This is a genomic window from Pseudomonas sp. ESBL9 (assembly GCF_036668715.1).
Taxonomy (GTDB): Bacteria; Pseudomonadota; Gammaproteobacteria; order Pseudomonadales; family Pseudomonadaceae; genus Aquipseudomonas; species Aquipseudomonas lundensis.
In genome coordinates this window covers 92,926-108,102 of sequence record NZ_JAZEVV010000010.1, presented here as the reverse complement: position 1 = coordinate 108,102, position 15,177 = coordinate 92,926, and the positions used below count along the sequence as shown (strand labels likewise).

The following is a 15,177-nucleotide window of genomic DNA, read 5'->3' as shown; positions in this document are numbered from 1 at the left end:
GGGCCCGCACAATGAAGTCCCCATGCCCCTGAACCCGACACCCCGACTGACCAAACCGCTGGCGTCAACGTGGGTCAGTCGGTTCAAAGAGCAAACCCTTGAGCGCGGCCGTCGCTACGCCAGGGAAAATCGCGTCAGAATCGCCAGGATCGGTGACAGCCAGATCACGTCCAGCTGTCAGGGTTCAGGCGAAAACCCCTACCGTCAAACCATTGAGTTGCGCGAGTCTGCCAAAGGCTCGTTGCTGCTGGTGGGCGCGACGTGCACCTGCCCTGTGCGCACCCACTGCAAGCACATCGCGGCCGTACTACTGAAGATTGAAGACACTTTGAATTACCCTGCTGCTGCCCAGGACGCCGAGCTTCTGGAAAAACTGCAAGCGGTGCTCGACGCGCGCCGTCCTGCCAACCTGCCCGAACAACTGATCGATGACGTGCAACCGGTGCCGCGCTTGTGGCTGGCCAGTGCCGAGTTCAGTGCGTTCGAGCCGCGCAACGGCAAAATGCAGCGTTACATCCAGCACCGCGCAGCGCTGTCTTTCAACTACCGGGAGCATTACGTCTCGGGGCAGAAAAACGCCGACGTGCTGATTCGCCAGGATGACCACGTGTTGCGCATCAAGCGCCACCCCGAAACCGAAAACGCCTACCGCGAGCAACTGCGTGCCCTGGGATTCAAAATCGCTACCCGCCAGAGCAAAGCCCTGCCTGAAAGTGCCGGCGAACTGTTTGAAATGGTCAACGACAGTGCCTGGCTGAATTTCACCCTCAACCAGATGAACAGCTTGCGAGACCAGGGCTGGGAGTTACAGATCGACGAGCATTTCGGCTTTGACCTGAGCCCTGTCGAAGACTGGTATGCCAACGTCGATGAAGCGCCGGAACGTGACTGGTTCGACCTGGAACTGGGGATCATCGTCAATGGCCAACGCCTGAGTTTGCTGCCCATCTTGCTGAACCTGATGCGCTCGCACACCGAGCTCCTCAGCCCCGAAAAACTGGCCAAACGCCGTGACGATGAACTGATTCTGGTGAACATCCCGGCCATTCCCAACAGCACCCACGTGCCGTTGCAAGTGGCCTTGCCCTATGGCCGCCTGAAACCCGTGCTGGCCACCCTGGGTGAGTTTTACCTGGGCGAACCGGGCGCCACGACCTTGCGCATCAAGAGCGCTGACGCGCCACGGCTCAATGCCCTGGACGCTATCCCCCTGCGCTGGGAGGGCGGTGAGCAGATTCGCGGGTTCGCCCAACGCTTGCGCGACATCAAGGATTTCAGCGTGGCGCCGCCACAGGGGCTCAATGCCACGTTGCGCCCCTATCAGCTTGAAGGCTTGAGCTGGATGCAGTCATTGCGCCAGCTTGAAGTGGGCGGGATTCTGGCGGATGACATGGGGCTGGGCAAAACCCTGCAAACCCTGGCGCACATTCTGTGCGAAAAAAACGCTGGCAGACTGGACCGCCCGGCCATGGTGGTGATGCCCACCAGCCTGATTCCGAACTGGATGGACGAAGCCGCGCACTTCACCCCGCAGCTCAAGGTGCTGGCACTGTATGGGGCCAGTCGCAAAAAACACTACGAACACCTCACCGAATACGACCTGATCCTGACCACCTATGCCTTGCTGCCCAAAGACATTGAGCGGTTGGCCAACGTACCGCTGCACATTCTGATTCTCGACGAAGCGCAGTACATCAAAAACCCGAACAGCAAAGCCTCACAGGCCGCGCGCGAACTGTCAGCACGCCAGCGCCTGTGCCTGAGCGGAACGCCGCTGGAGAACCATCTGGGGGAACTGTGGGCGCTGTTTCACTTTTTGCTGCCCGGGTGGCTGGGGGACGTCAAAACCTTCAACCGCGACTATCGGGTGCCGATCGAGCGCCAAGGCAACGATGAGCGCCTGCAACACTTGAACGCACGTATCAAACCGTTTCTGCTGCGCCGCACCAAAGAGCAGGTCGCCACCGAGCTGCCACCCAAGACCGAGATCATCCACTGGGTGGATCTGAACGAAGCGCAGCGGGACGTTTACGAAACCATGCGCCTGGCGATGGACAAGAAAGTGCGCGATGAAATCACCCGCAAAGGCGTCGGGCGCAGCCAGATCATCATTCTTGAAGCGCTGCTCAAGCTGCGCCAGGTGTGCTGCGACTTGCGGCTTGTGAGCGATAACCCGCCGAAAAAAGGCAGCACGTCGGGCAAGCTCGACAGCTTGATGGTGATGCTTGAAGCCTTGTTCGCCGAGGGCCGGCGCATTCTTCTGTTTTCGCAATTCACCTCAATGCTCGGACTCATCGAAGCTGAATTGAAGAAGCGCAACATTGCCTACGCCCTGCTCACGGGGCAAACGCGGGACCGGCGCACCCCCGTCAAAGACTTCCAGAGCGGCAAACTGCAGATTTTCCTGATCAGCCTCAAGGCCGGTGGCGTGGGTTTAAACCTGACCGAAGCGGACACTGTGATTCACTACGACCCGTGGTGGAATCCGGCCGCCGAGAACCAGGCCACCGACCGTGCCTACCGCATAGGGCAAGAAAAACCGGTATTTGTGTATAAGATGATTGCCCGCGGCACCGTGGAAGAGAAAATCCAGCACTTGCAGCAGGAAAAATCAGATCTGGCCGCAGGGGTTCTGGACGGCCGTAGTGCGGGAGACTGGAAGTTGCAGGACGACGACATTGAGGCGCTGTTCGCGCCCCTGCCACCCAAAACCGAAAAGCGTTAATCCCGATCCTGTAGCCGCTGACCAGCAGCGCCAGGCTTCGTCTGGCGGCTACAGCAGGTAAAGGGCTTACCCTGCCAGCACACGTGCCAACGTCGATTTGACCTTGCCCATGCCGTCGCGCAGGGCTTGTTCGATTTCGGCCATGGTAATGATTGCCGTGGACTTGCCCGCTGCCGGGTTCACCACCAACGCCAGACAGGCATATTCCAGTTCCAGCTCACGGGCCAGTGCCGCCTCGGGCATTCCGGTCATGCCGACAATGTCGCAGCCGTCACGCTCAAGGCGAGCAATTTCAGCCACTGTTTCAAGGCGTGGTCCTTGGGTCGCCGCATACACACCATGGGAGCTGTAGGAACACCCCTCGGCAGCCAATGCGCCAATCAACTGCTCGCGCAGGGATTCGGTGTAGGGATGGCTGAAGTCAATGTGCGTGACATGCTCCAGATCCCCCGCAAAAAACGTGTGCTCCCGGCCACTGGTGTAATCGATCAATTGGTGCGGTACGCAGAAATGCCCGGTGCCCATGGCCATATGGATGCCGCCTACGGCATTGACCGCCAAAATCGCCTGAGCACCTGCCTGTTTCAGCGCCCAAATGTTGGCGCGGTAGTTCACCTGATGGGGCGGGACCCGATGCGGGTGTCCGTGGCGCGCCAAAAACAACACTTCACGCCCAGCGAACTCGCCGACCTGAATGTCGGCCGAGGTCGGGCCATACGGTGTATCCAGCGCCAGCGAGCGCGTAATGGTCAAGCCTTCAAGCTGGGTCAGGCCCGTGCCACCCATAATTGCGTAAACCGTCATTGAAGCGATCCCTTAATCAATCAACTGAGCATCTTTGAGCGCACCGATCGCCACCTGCCAACGCGGATCCTGGCGGTAGTCGGTGCTGGCGAAGGCCTGACTACGCATGCGTGCAATGCGGGCTGAAGGCGTGACCTTCAGGCGCTGGGCCGCCGTGAGGGCCAGCTCCGCCGCCGCGCGGTCATTGCACACCAGGCCCATGTCGCAGCCGGCCGTCAAGGCCGCTTCGATGCGACTGGCCGCGTCACCCACGACATGGGCGCCGGCCATCGACAGGTCATCACTGAAAATGACGCCATCAAACCCCAGCTCACCGCGCAGAATGTCCTGCAACCAGCGACGGGAAAAGCCAGCGGGCTGGCTGTCGACCTTGGGATAAATCACATGAGCAGGCATGACGGCCGCCAACAGCTGACTCAGACGCGCGAACGGCACCAGATCGTGGCTGCGAATCTGTTCAAGGCTGCGCTCATCGACGGGAATGGCCACGTGGGAATCAGCTTCAGCCCACCCATGCCCCGGAAAATGCTTACCCGTGGCGGCCATTCCAGCGTCATTCATCCCGCGGATGAACGCACCAGCCAGGGTTGCAGCCCGCTGCGGATCGCCCTCAAATGAGCGGCTACCGACCACGGCGCTGCGCTGGTAGTCGAGATCCAGCACGGGCGCGAAACTCAAGTCCAGACCCACTGCCAAGACCTCAGTCGCCATGATCCAGCCACATTGCTCGGCAAGGTACTCGGCATTGGGGTTATCAGCAATGGCACGCATGGCGGGCAAGCGGACGAACCCCTGGCGCAGGCGTTGAACCCGCCCGCCCTCCTGATCCACCGCCAGCAGCAGGTCGGGGCGAATGGCGCGAATCGAAGCGCACAGTTCACGCACCTGACGCGGGTGCTCAATATTTCGCGCAAAAATAATCAGGCCGCCCACTTCAGGCTGGCGCAGCAGGTGTCGATCGTCAGCCGTCAGCCAGGTGCCGGCGACGTCCACCATCAAGGAGCCTTGCAAGGCAGAACTCATGGGTAATCCTTAGAAGAAAGTGCGCGTGCTTCCCGGCCCCGAATGCAGGCAGCGGCGTGCGCGCCTGCGGTGTGGGCAGCAGCCGTGAAGTGGGGACAGGGAAGCAAGGCGGGAATGAGCATGGCGGCAAGCTTAGCGGAACTGCGCAGGCACGCCCACCCGCGTCAGGTCAAAGCTTGGGGCTGGCCTGAGACGTTTTGTTGCGCGGGCGCATTTGTGCCGCCGCCATCGCAGGATCGACCACGCCACTTTCGGCACGCATGCCAGCGGCCAGAAAAGGCACCATCAAACGCATGACTTGCTCGATCGAGGTGTTAACCCCGAAATCGGTTTCGGCAATTGCGCGCAGCGCCTTGATTCCGGACATGCTGAACGCAGCCGCCCCCAGCATGAAGTGCACGCGCCAGAACAGTTCAATCGGCGGGATTTGCGGCGCAGCTTCATTGACCAGCAGCATGTAACGGCGAAACACCTTGCCATACATGTCTTCAAGATAGCGGCGCAAATGCCCCTGGCTCTGACTGAACGCCAACCCCAGCAATCGCATAAAGATGGACAGGTCGTTGCCGCTGCGCGGCTGAATCACCAACGCTTGCTCCACCAGCATTTCCAGCAGCTCTTCAAGCTCGGGACGGCTGTCCGGCCTGGCCTGACGCCGTTCCAGCTCACGGTCGAGGTTGGCGCAGAAAGGCCCGAGAAAGCGCGAAAAGACAGCCTGGATCAGCGCTTTTTTAGACCCGAAATGGTAATTCACAGCCGCCAGGTTGACCCCGGCTTTGCTGGTGATCAGCCGCAATGAAGTCTCGGCAAAACCTTTTTCCGCGAACAGCTGCTCAGCAGCATCAAGGATACGTTCAACGGTTTCCGACTGGGCCATGTCTACTCCGGCTGACAAACACTTAAACAGTTGTTTGAAACATACGTTTCAGTTTGTAAAAAGTCAAGGTGGGCATTCTTTTTGCGACCGGCCAGTCCGGCATTTAACCACAGCCTCGGAGGACGCGGTCTGTGCTGATAAAGTAGCCGCCTCACTGCTCATCGACGACCGTCCAGCGGACGGTTAAAAATGGAGCATTGCCAATGAGCCTTCACTGTATATAATCCCAGTCACTGTATAAAAAGACAGAGCGATCAACATGCTAAAACTGACGCCACGCCAAGCTGAGATCCTGGCCTTTATCAAACGCTGCCTGGATGACAACGGCTACCCGCCCACCCGTGCTGAAATCGCACAGGAGCTGGGCTTCAAGTCACCCAATGCCGCCGAAGAACACCTCAAAGCCCTGGCCCGCAAGGGCGCCATCGAAATGACGCCGGGCGCTTCCCGCGGCATCCGGATCCCCGGTTTCGAGGCCAGTGCCGACGAGTCCACCCTGCCCATCATCGGTCGAGTGGCTGCTGGCGCTCCCATACTGGCGCAGGAACACGTTGAAGAGTCCTGCAACATCAACCCGACCTTCTTCCACCCGCGCGCCGACTACCTGTTGCGCGTCCAGGGCATGAGCATGAAGGACGTTGGCATCTTTGATGGCGACCTGCTTGCCGTCCACACGTGCCGCGAGGCAAGAAACGGGCAAATCGTGGTAGCCCGTATTGATGACGAAGTAACGGTCAAACGATTCAAGCGAGAAGGCAGCAAAGTCTGGCTGATCGCCGAGAACCCCGATTTCGCGCCGATTGAGGTCAACCTCAAAGAGCAGGAACTGGTTATCGAAGGCCTGAGTGTCGGCGTTATTCGCCGTTAATAAGGAGGCGTCATGCAGTTCCCGCACACATCGCTACCCGCACAACTTCCTTTATTCGAGGCATTCATGGCTCAACCCATGCCCGCCACGATCAAGACTGTGCTTGATTCACCCTGGCGCGCAGAACCTGAAGTTTTCAGTGAACTGTCGCTACGCGGCGCTGCCGAGAACTGCTTGAGCCTGCTGGCCCCCATGCTTCGCGAACTCAGCGAGCAACAAGATGAGCGCTGGCTGACACTGATCGCTCCACCCGCCAGCCTGACGCAAAGCTGGCTGCGCGATGCTGGCCTGAACCGCGAACGCATTTTGCTGCTCCAGCCCAACGGCAACAAGAGCGCTTTGCAATTGACCTGTGAAGCGCTGCGCCTAGGCCGCAGCCACACGGTGGTGAGCTGGATAAACCCGCTCAACAGCACCGCACGTCAACAATTGATTGGCGCAGCCCTGATGGGTCAAGGGCAAAGCCTGAATATTCGATTGGGCTAAACAGCCCAGCACGGGGCTTCTATAGAACACAGAAGCCAGCCGTTGAACGGTTCACCCAAAACACTCAGTGAAGGATGCGCGGTCCTTCATCCTCTTTTTCAAGCTCGCCTTCGGCCAGCCGCCCCGCCATTTGCACACCAACACTCAACATGGCTTTTGCCACTTCAACATGCTGCCCCTGAAGAAAGGCCTTGGCGTCTTCAGAGAAGTTCAGCGTCACCAAAGACCCCTCGTCCTCAGCCCGGCGCAATTCGATACGGCCGTCAGGCAATTCGACAATTTCTAGAAAGGACGTTGGCATAAAAGTTGGTTCTCCACGAAAGCGCGGGATTATATCAGTCATCCCTCAGGAATTTGCCACGTTCTATGGCGCTTTAATGACGTCCTGATGAATGACCGTACAGTTTCAAACCCGACTTTTAGCACTCATTGAGTCCATCGCGAAAGCGCAGGGCCATTTTCTTAAGGCTTTGACGCCATTGCTCAAGGGTTTCGTGGCTGAGTGTTTCCTGCACGTCATCTTCCAGACTGACCACGTCAATCAAGGGTTGAAACACATCGACCTTGACCTTTTTAGGCGCCTGCAAGGGTTGATACAGGGCTGCATGCGCGGCCACTAACTGCGCCAGCCAAGTGCCCGGAGCCCGCGCCAGCTCCACCATTTCGGCCAGTTCTGGAATAGCGTTGGCGTCCAATACGTCTTGCGTCAGCAACAACTCCACACGATTAGCGTGAGCCTGCGGCAACCGATAGAAACCCGCAATTTCATGACACAAACCCAGCAGCGCGCCATACAAGTGAAACACTGCCGACTCACACTCTGCCTGTCGCAATGCTTGCGCATTCATGGCCCCGCCGTGTGATGCCTTATTCATGGCTTCCAGCGCCAAGCCCGCAAAATAAATTTTCTGATTGGTGCGGGTATAGAGTTCGTGAGCCATACAGGCGCTCCACAGCAAAAGGGTTAGGGCAGGTCGAGCAGTCTCAAGGAAATGAGGTGACAGGCGCAAGGGGCTTCACTCTTCTCGCCCTGAATCTGCGGCAACCGGATTGTTGCCTCTATAGCCTTTGACGCCTAGCGGGGCGTCCAGCGACGAAGTCGTCGCACGAAAGCATCAGTCTCCTGCCTGGTCGAGACCTCAACCACAGGTCAAAAAAAACCGCGCGGGGCATGCAGCCCTCGCGCGGTTTTTAGCCGTTCAGCAACGGATCAAGCGTCTTTGTCTTTGCGCTTGTCTTCAACTTTCCAGCTGGAACCGTCGTAGAACGCGCGCCAGCCTGTCGGCTTGCCGTCCACTTCAGTTTGCACGTATTGCTCCTTGGTCTTACGGCTGTAACGGATCACAGCAGGTCGACCTTCCGGGTCTTTCTTCGGCGCTTCACACAAGAAGTGGTACTTCGGATCGATTTCATCCTTATGCGCAATGATTTCAATCACCAGCGGTGCGCGGGTCTCACGGTTTTTCGGGAACTGGCTAGCTGCCAGGAACAGCCCCGACGCACCGTCACGCAGAATGTAGGTGTCATTGACCTTCTCGCACTTGAGCTCCGGCATTTTCACCGGGTCCATTTTCGGCGGGGCCGCTTCACCGCTTTTCAGCAGCTTGCGTGTGTTTTTACATTCCGCATTGGTGCAGCCGAAGAACTTGCCGAACCGGCCGGTCTTGAGCTGCATCTCGCTGCCGCACTTGTCACATTCCAGGCTCGGGCCTTCATACCCTTTGATGCGGTAGCTGCCTTCTTCGATTTCGTAGCCAGCGCAATCCGGGTTGTTACCACAGATGTGCAGCTTGTGCTTCTCATCCAGCAGGTAAGCATCCATCGCGGTGCTGCAAATCGGGCAACGGTGCTTGCCCAGCAAAACCCGCGACTCAGACTCACCCTCATCGTCCGCTGCGATCTCGTCGCCCGGCACCAGGTTGACGGTGGCCTTGCAACGCTCTTTGGGCGGCAGGCTATAGCCCGAGCAACCAAGGAATACACCGGTCGATGCGGTACGGATCTGCATCGGGCGCCCACATTCCTTGCACGCAATATCAGTCATCACCGGCTGGTTGGCACGCATGCCACTGTCCGGGTCCGCCGCCACTTCAAGTTTTTTCTTGAAGCTGCCGTAGAACTCATCCAGCACGTTCTTCCAGTCACGCTCGCCGTGCGCCACGTCATCGAGGTTTTCTTCCATACCGGCGGTGAAGCCGTAGTCCATCAGGTCGGAGAAACTCTCGGACAAACGCTCGGTAACGATGTCGCCCATTTTTTCGGAGTAAAAGCGGCGGTTGTGCAAGGCCACATAGCCGCGATCCTGAATGGTCGAAATGATGGCTGCATAGGTCGATGGACGACCAATGCCACGCTTTTCCATCTCTTTGACCAGGCTGGCTTCGGAGTAACGTGCCGGTGGCTTGGTGAAGTGCTGGGTCGGATCAAGGTTGATCAGTTTCAACACATCGCCCTGAGCCATGTCCGGCAACACATCGTCGTCGCCCGGCTTGGCAATTTGCGGCATGACCCGGGTGTAACCGTCGAACTTGAGGATGCGGCCTTTGGCGCGCAGCTCAAAATCACCGGCCGCCACACTCACGGTGGTGGACAAATATTTGGCCGGCAGCATCTGGCACGCCACAAACTGGCGCCAGATCAGCTCGTAAAGGCGCTCAGCGTCGCGCTCCATGCCCGACAGCTTGCTCGGGTGCATGTTCACGTCAGAAGGACGAATCGCTTCGTGAGCCTCTTGTGCGCCTTCCTTGCTGCTGTAGACGTTAGGTGCTGGCGGCAAATACGACGCGCCAAACTCACCTTCGATGTAGGTGCGGGCCATTTCAACCGCATCCGCCGACAGGTTGGTGGAGTCGGTACGCATATAGGTGATGTAGCCCGCTTCGTACAAGCGTTGAGCCATCATCATGGTTTTCTTCACCCCGAAGCCCAGGCGATTACTCGCGGCTTGCTGCAGGGTGGAGGTGATGAACGGTGCCGACGGCTTGCTGCTGGTCGGTTTGTCTTCACGCTTGGCGATGGTGTAGCTGGATGCCTTGAGCTTCTCCAGTGCTGCCATGGCTTGGGCTTCATTCAGCGGCTTGAAGGCCTCGCCTTTTTCGCGGGCCACATCGAAGCGCACTTTTGCGCCTTTGGCCGTGCCCAGGTCCGCATGAACTTCCCAATATTCTTCAGGGTTGAATGCCCGAATTTCGCGCTCACGCTCAACCACCAGCTTGACGGCCACCGATTGCACACGACCTGCCGACAAACCACGGGCAATTTTTGCCCACAGCAACGGCGAAACCATGTAGCCCACCACGCGATCGAGGAAACGGCGCGCTTGCTGGGCATTGACGCGGTTGATGTCCAGCTCGCCCGGTTTGGAGAACGCTTCCTGAATGGCTTTTTTGGTGATCTCGTTGAACACCACGCGCTTGTAGCGACTGTCATCCCCACCGATGGCTTCGCGCAGGTGCCATGCAATGGCCTCCCCCTCGCGATCCAAGTCGGTTGCGAGATAGATGGTGTCAGCATCCTTGGCGAGCCGGCGCAGCTCTTCGATGACCTTTTCCTTGCCGGGAAGGATCTCGTACTTGGCTTTCCAGCCGTGCTCCGGATCGACGCCCATGCGCGAGATCAGCTGCTTTTGAGCTTTCTCTTTCGGCGACAAAGCAGGCGCTTCGCCCACCGCGGCCTTGCCACGCTTGGCAGCCGGCTCTTTGCTGGCGCTAGCCGAACCGCTGGTGGGCAGGTCTCGGATATGGCCGATACTCGACTTCACCACGTACTCGTTACCCAAGTACTTGTTGATGGTCTTGGCCTTAGCCGGGGATTCCACAATGACCAGCGATTTGCCCATGGATCAGAAAATTCCTGAATTCTAGAAGTGAAAGGCGGTTCGCGCCTGACGCGGCACCGCTATATATAGTGGCAACAAGATGAGGTCAAGCGCAGGGTGCTGCGCAACGCCCGCTTATGGCCGGGAAAAAAGACTGGGTTCGGCCTCAATCAGTGCAAAGCGCGGTACTTGCTCGCCATCCACTTCGACCGTTTCCAAAAACATGCTCAATGGGCGCACCCAAAAACCGAAATCCCCATACAGGGCTTGGTAGAACACCACTTCCTCTTCGGTTTCAGAATGGCGAGCCACGTTGAATACCCGATATTGCGGCCCTTTGTAATGCTGATAGAGGCCCGGTTGTAGCGGCATGTTGCGACACCTTCTTTACAAATAAAAAAAATTAAAGCCCATGACGATTAAAAAGTCATAAAAACAAAAACCGGGGCACTTGGCCCCGGCTTCTGTCAACGCAACGCTTAGACGCGTTCGAAGACAGTTGCAATGCCCTGGCCAAGACCAATGCACATGGTGGACAACCCGAAGGTGCCGCCATTTTGTTTCATGACATTGAGCAAGGTGCCGGAGATACGCGCACCCGAGCATCCAAATGGATGACCCAGAGCAATGGCGCCGCCGTGCAGGTTAACCTTCTCATTCATCTTGTCGAGCACTTTCAAATCTTTCAGCACCGGAAGCGCCTGTGCAGCGAACGCTTCGTTGAGTTCGATGAAGTCAATATCGGCCATGCTCAAGCCCGCGCGCTTCAAGGCTTTCTGCGTCGCCGGAACAGGACCATAACCCATAATTGCAGGGTCTACACCTGCAACAGCCATCGAACGAATCACGGCCAGAGGCTCCAGACCCAGGTCTTTTGCACGCTGAGCGGACATCACGATCATGCACGATGCACCATCAGTGATTTGCGACGACGTACCGGCGGTTACCGTGCCGCCTTTAGGGTTGAACGCAGGTTTCAACGCCGCCAGGCTTTCCATTGTCGTTTCCGGACGAATGGTCTCATCGTAGTCGAAGGTTTTCAGGAAGCCATTTTCGTCATATCCCTGCATCGGAATAATTTCGTCTTTGAACTTGCCTTCAATCGTCGCCTTGTGGGCCAACTGGTGCGAACGAACGCCGAAAGCATCCTGTTGTTCACGCGTAATACCGTGCATCTTGCCCAGCATTTCAGCGGTCAGGCCCATCATGCCCGACGCCTTGGCCGCATACAGCGACATGTGCGGGTTAGGGTCGACGCCATGCATCATGCTCACATGACCCATATGCTCGACGCCGCCCACCACGAATACGTCACCGTTGCCGGTCATGATCGCTTGCGCCGCAGTGTGCAACGCGCTCATGGATGAACCGCACAGGCGGCTCACGGTCTGGGCTGCTGAGGTGTGCGGGATCTGGGTCATCAACGACGCCATGCGCGCGATGTTCCAGCCCTGCTCCAGGGTCTGGTTAACACAACCCCAAATCACATCTTCCACTTCGTTCGGGTCAACCTTGCTGTTGCGCTCCAGCACTTTGCTGATCAGGTGCGCAGACATGTCTTCAGCACGGGTGTTGCGGTGCATGCCACCCTTGGAGCGGCCCATCGGGGTGCGACCGAAGTCTACAATCACCACGTCTCTAGGATTCAAGCTCATAATTTCACTCTCACTCTAATGGGGCGCTTAACCGAAGAAGCTCTGGCCGTTTTTGGCCATTTCACGCAGCTTCGCCGTCGGGTGGTACAGCGCGCCCAGTTCAGCGTACTGATCAGCCAGGGCCACGAACTCTGCAACACCGACCGAGTCGATGTAGCGCAGGGCGCCGCCACGGAATGGAGGGAAACCGATGCCGTACACCAGGCCCATGTCGGCCTCGGCGGCGGTTTCAACGATGCCGTCTTCCAGGCAACGCACGGTTTCAAGGCACAGCGGGATCATCATCCAGTTGATGATGTCTTCGTCGGTGACGTCACGCTGCTCGTAAACGATCGGCTTGAGCACCTCAAGCACGCTTGAGTCGACGACTTTCTTCTGCTTGCCGCGCTTGTCCGCCTCGTAAGCGTAGAAACCCTTGCCGTTTTTCTGACCCAGACGCTTGGCTTCGTACAGCGCATCGATCGCTGAACGACGGTCATCTTTCATGCGGTCCGGGAAACCTTCCGCCATCACGTCGCGACCATGGTGGCCAGTGTCGATGCCGACCACGTCCATCAGGTACGCCGGGCCCATTGGCCAGCCGAATTTTTCCATGACCTTGTCAATGCGCACGAAGTCGACGCCAGCGCTGACCAACTTGGCGAAACCGCCGAAGTACGGGAACAGCACACGGTTGACCAGGAAGCCCGGGCAGTCGTTGACGACGATCGGGTTTTTACCCATTTTCTTGGCGTAGGCAACCGTGGTGGCCACAGCCAGGTCACTGGATTTCTCGCCACGAATCACTTCAACCAGCGGCATCATGTGCACCGGGTTGAAGAAGTGCATGCCGACGAAGTTTTCCGGACGCTTGAGGGCTTTTGCCAACAGGCTGATGGAAATGGTCGAGGTGTTCGACGCCAGAATGGCATCTTCCTTGACGTGGTCTTCAACTTCAGCGAGTACCGCCTGCTTGACCTTCGGGTTTTCAACGACCGCTTCGACCACCAGGTCCACGTGACCGAAATCACCGTAGGACAAAGTAGGACGAATACCATTGAGCACTTCAGCCATTTTGGCGGGGGTCATACGACCTTTATCAACGCGCCCCACCAGCAACTTGGCGGCTTCAGCCAGACCCTGCTCGATGCCGTGCTCGTTGATGTCTTTCATCAGGATCGGCGTGCCTTTGGAGGCCGACTGATAGGCAATACCGCCCCCCATGATGCCCGCGCCCAGAACGGCAGCCTGCTTCACGTCTTTGGCGATCTTGTCGTGGATCTTGGCTTTTTTCTTCAGTTCCTGATCGTTCAGGAACAACCCGATCAGGCATTGCGAGGCAGAGGTCTTGGCCAGCTTGGCAAAACCTGCCGCCTCCACTTCCAGTGCTTTATCGCGACCGAAGTTCGCAGCCTTCTGGATGGTTTTGATCGCTTCAACCGGCGCCGGGTAGTTCGGACCGGCTTGACCGGCCACGAAACCTTTGGCGGTTTCGAATGCCATCATTTGTTCGATGGCGTTCAGCTTGAGCTTCTCAAGTTTTGGCTGACGCTTGGCCTTGTAGTCCAGCTCGCCGCTAATGGCACGCTTGATCAGGTCCAAGGCTGCAGCGCCCAGCTTGTCGGCCGTCACTACAGCGTCAACGGCGCTGACTTTCAGCGCATCTTCAGCACGGTTTTCTTTGCCGGAGGCGATCCACTCAACAGCGTTGTCCACACCAATCAGGCGCGGCAGGCGAACCGTGCCGCCAAAGCCCGGATAGATGCCGAGCTTGACTTCGGGCAGACCGATTTTGGCGCTGTCGGCCATGACACGGAAATCCGCCGCCAGGCACATTTCCAGACCACCGCCCAGTGCAATTCCGTTGATGGCTGCTACGGTTGGGACATTGAGGTCTTCGAAGTCACTGAAGATCTTGTTGGCTTCGAGGTTGCCAGCAATCAGCTCGGCATCCGGCAACTTGAAGTTTTCGACGAATTCGGTGATGTCCGCGCCGACGATGAAAACGTCTTTGCCGCTGGAAACAATAACGCCCTTGACCGAAGCATCTGCCTTGATCGCATCGACTGCCTGACGCAATTCGTTCAGGGTTAGACGGTTGAACTTGTTGACGGACTCACCCTTGAGGTCGAACTTCAGTTCGACGATGCCACTTTCAAGAGCCGTAACCGTGATGGCTTTACCTTCGTAAATCATCAACTGATCTCCAGGATATGGAAGCTGAACAGTACACGTCGGACGCTAGCGTCTGGCTGGCAATGACGACACCGTCAATGCTAACGCCAATCCACCAGGCACACCCGCCAACGCGATATTCGGGGTTATGCGAACGCTGCCTGCACGGCAAACACTCGATTCATACGCCCGTTTGATTTGGGTGTCACACCTTCACGGAAAAGCGTGCGCTTGTCAATTGTCCGAAACAACGATGACAAAACGACCCATCAGTCAGTTCTTGCTCGCCTGCGCACGCCGCCGCGAGACGGTGGCAGCCCGCTCACGCGAGGGCTTTGAGGACTTCATCGATCGCCACCAGGACCTGCGATTCGCCTTTCTCGCCCCAGTACAGGGCGATCATCTGCTTGCCTGCTTCCACTTTGTATACGTTCGCCGGCAGCTTGCGAAACTGCGCCAACAAGCGCTCATCGGTGCAGACTTCACGCCATTGATTGACCCATATTCCCGGCGCGGATTGCCAATAACACCACACCTGCGGGTCGTTGCCGCGCCGCGGACGATGAAACTGCGCACATGAGCCGGGCGGCTCCGGCTCCAGCCAATGCGGCCATTCCTGAGGCGTCAATTGCATGGCCAAACCCATCCGCCGTGCTTCCATGCGCAGCGCCATACGCCCGCTTTGACGACGCGAAGGACGCAGCCAGGCAAGCGGACTCAAAATCAGCGCCAGGATTGACACCACTATCCATACCGTCATATGTGTAC

At 57.9% G+C, this 15,177-nt stretch carries 13 protein-coding genes; 3 read left to right on the top strand and 10 right to left on the bottom strand.

Going from position 1 to position 15,177, the window contains the following annotated elements; genetic code table 11:
• Window positions 1-22: 22 nt before the first annotated feature.
• Window positions 23-2,725: a DEAD/DEAH box helicase gene (locus V6F78_RS21250; RefSeq protein WP_094990704.1), complete on the top strand. Its 2,703-nt coding sequence runs from the start codon at window positions 23-25 to the stop codon at window positions 2,723-2,725.
• 66 nt (window positions 2,726-2,791) lie between these two features.
• Here the strand turns inward: V6F78_RS21250 and V6F78_RS21245 are convergent, their stop codons facing one another.
• The 3 genes from V6F78_RS21245 to V6F78_RS21235 form a co-directional block, all read right to left on the bottom strand.
• Window positions 2,792-3,529, bottom strand: coding sequence for an S-methyl-5'-thioinosine phosphorylase (locus V6F78_RS21245; protein WP_047274042.1), 738 nt, complete (start codon window positions 3,527-3,529; stop codon window positions 2,792-2,794).
• Between the two features lie 12 nt (window positions 3,530-3,541).
• The gene (nagZ, locus tag V6F78_RS21240) at window positions 3,542-4,552 is read right to left on the bottom strand and encodes a beta-N-acetylhexosaminidase (RefSeq protein ID WP_262380832.1); all 1,011 of its coding nucleotides are present in this window, start codon (window positions 4,550-4,552) and stop codon (window positions 3,542-3,544) included.
• Between the two features lie 169 nt (window positions 4,553-4,721).
• Window positions 4,722-5,429: a TetR/AcrR family transcriptional regulator gene (locus V6F78_RS21235; protein WP_047275664.1), complete on the bottom strand. Its 708-nt coding sequence runs from the start codon at window positions 5,427-5,429 to the stop codon at window positions 4,722-4,724.
• A 259-nt stretch (window positions 5,430-5,688) separates the two neighbouring features.
• On the opposite strand from V6F78_RS21235, the gene lexA reads away from it, so the two are divergent.
• Together lexA and sulA are read left to right on the top strand one after the other, a co-directional pair.
• The gene (gene lexA, locus V6F78_RS21230) at window positions 5,689-6,297 is read left to right on the top strand and encodes a transcriptional repressor LexA (RefSeq protein ID WP_047274037.1); all 609 of its coding nucleotides are present in this window, start codon (window positions 5,689-5,691) and stop codon (window positions 6,295-6,297) included.
• A 12-nt stretch (window positions 6,298-6,309) separates the two neighbouring features.
• Window positions 6,310-6,783 carry an SOS-induced cell division inhibitor SulA gene (gene sulA / locus V6F78_RS21225; RefSeq protein ID WP_047274035.1) on the top strand — a complete coding sequence of 158 codons (474 nt, stop codon included), beginning with the start codon at window positions 6,310-6,312 and terminating at the stop codon, window positions 6,781-6,783.
• Between the two features lie 64 nt (window positions 6,784-6,847).
• Here sulA and V6F78_RS21220 read toward each other — a convergent pair whose 3' ends face one another.
• From V6F78_RS21220 to V6F78_RS21190, 7 genes are all read right to left on the bottom strand, one after another.
• On the bottom strand, window positions 6,848-7,084 hold the full coding sequence (locus V6F78_RS21220; RefSeq protein ID WP_047275661.1) for a hypothetical protein: 237 nt from the start codon (window positions 7,082-7,084) through the stop codon (window positions 6,848-6,850).
• 118 nt (window positions 7,085-7,202) lie between these two features.
• Complete coding sequence (locus tag V6F78_RS21215) at window positions 7,203-7,724, bottom strand: DUF6586 family protein (RefSeq protein ID WP_047293080.1); 522 nt, start codon at window positions 7,722-7,724, stop codon at window positions 7,203-7,205.
• Window positions 7,725-7,993: 269 nt separating this feature from the next.
• Window positions 7,994-10,621: a type I DNA topoisomerase gene (gene topA, locus V6F78_RS21210; RefSeq protein WP_094990702.1), complete on the bottom strand. Its 2,628-nt coding sequence runs from the start codon at window positions 10,619-10,621 to the stop codon at window positions 7,994-7,996.
• Window positions 10,622-10,735: 114 nt separating this feature from the next.
• Window positions 10,736-10,972 (bottom strand): DUF1653 domain-containing protein, encoded by a 237-nt coding sequence (locus tag V6F78_RS21205; RefSeq protein WP_047274027.1) that lies wholly within the window; start codon window positions 10,970-10,972, stop codon window positions 10,736-10,738.
• A 107-nt stretch (window positions 10,973-11,079) separates the two neighbouring features.
• Window positions 11,080-12,255 (bottom strand): acetyl-CoA C-acyltransferase FadA, encoded by a 1,176-nt coding sequence (fadA, locus tag V6F78_RS21200; protein WP_047274026.1) that lies wholly within the window; start codon window positions 12,253-12,255, stop codon window positions 11,080-11,082.
• A 27-nt stretch (window positions 12,256-12,282) separates the two neighbouring features.
• The gene (gene fadB, locus V6F78_RS21195) at window positions 12,283-14,430 is read right to left on the bottom strand and encodes a fatty acid oxidation complex subunit alpha FadB (RefSeq protein ID WP_047274025.1); all 2,148 of its coding nucleotides are present in this window, start codon (window positions 14,428-14,430) and stop codon (window positions 12,283-12,285) included.
• Between the two features lie 301 nt (window positions 14,431-14,731).
• On the bottom strand, window positions 14,732-15,169 hold the full coding sequence (locus tag V6F78_RS21190; RefSeq protein ID WP_047274023.1) for a hypothetical protein: 438 nt from the start codon (window positions 15,167-15,169) through the stop codon (window positions 14,732-14,734).
• Between the last annotated feature and the right edge of the window lie 8 nt (window positions 15,170-15,177).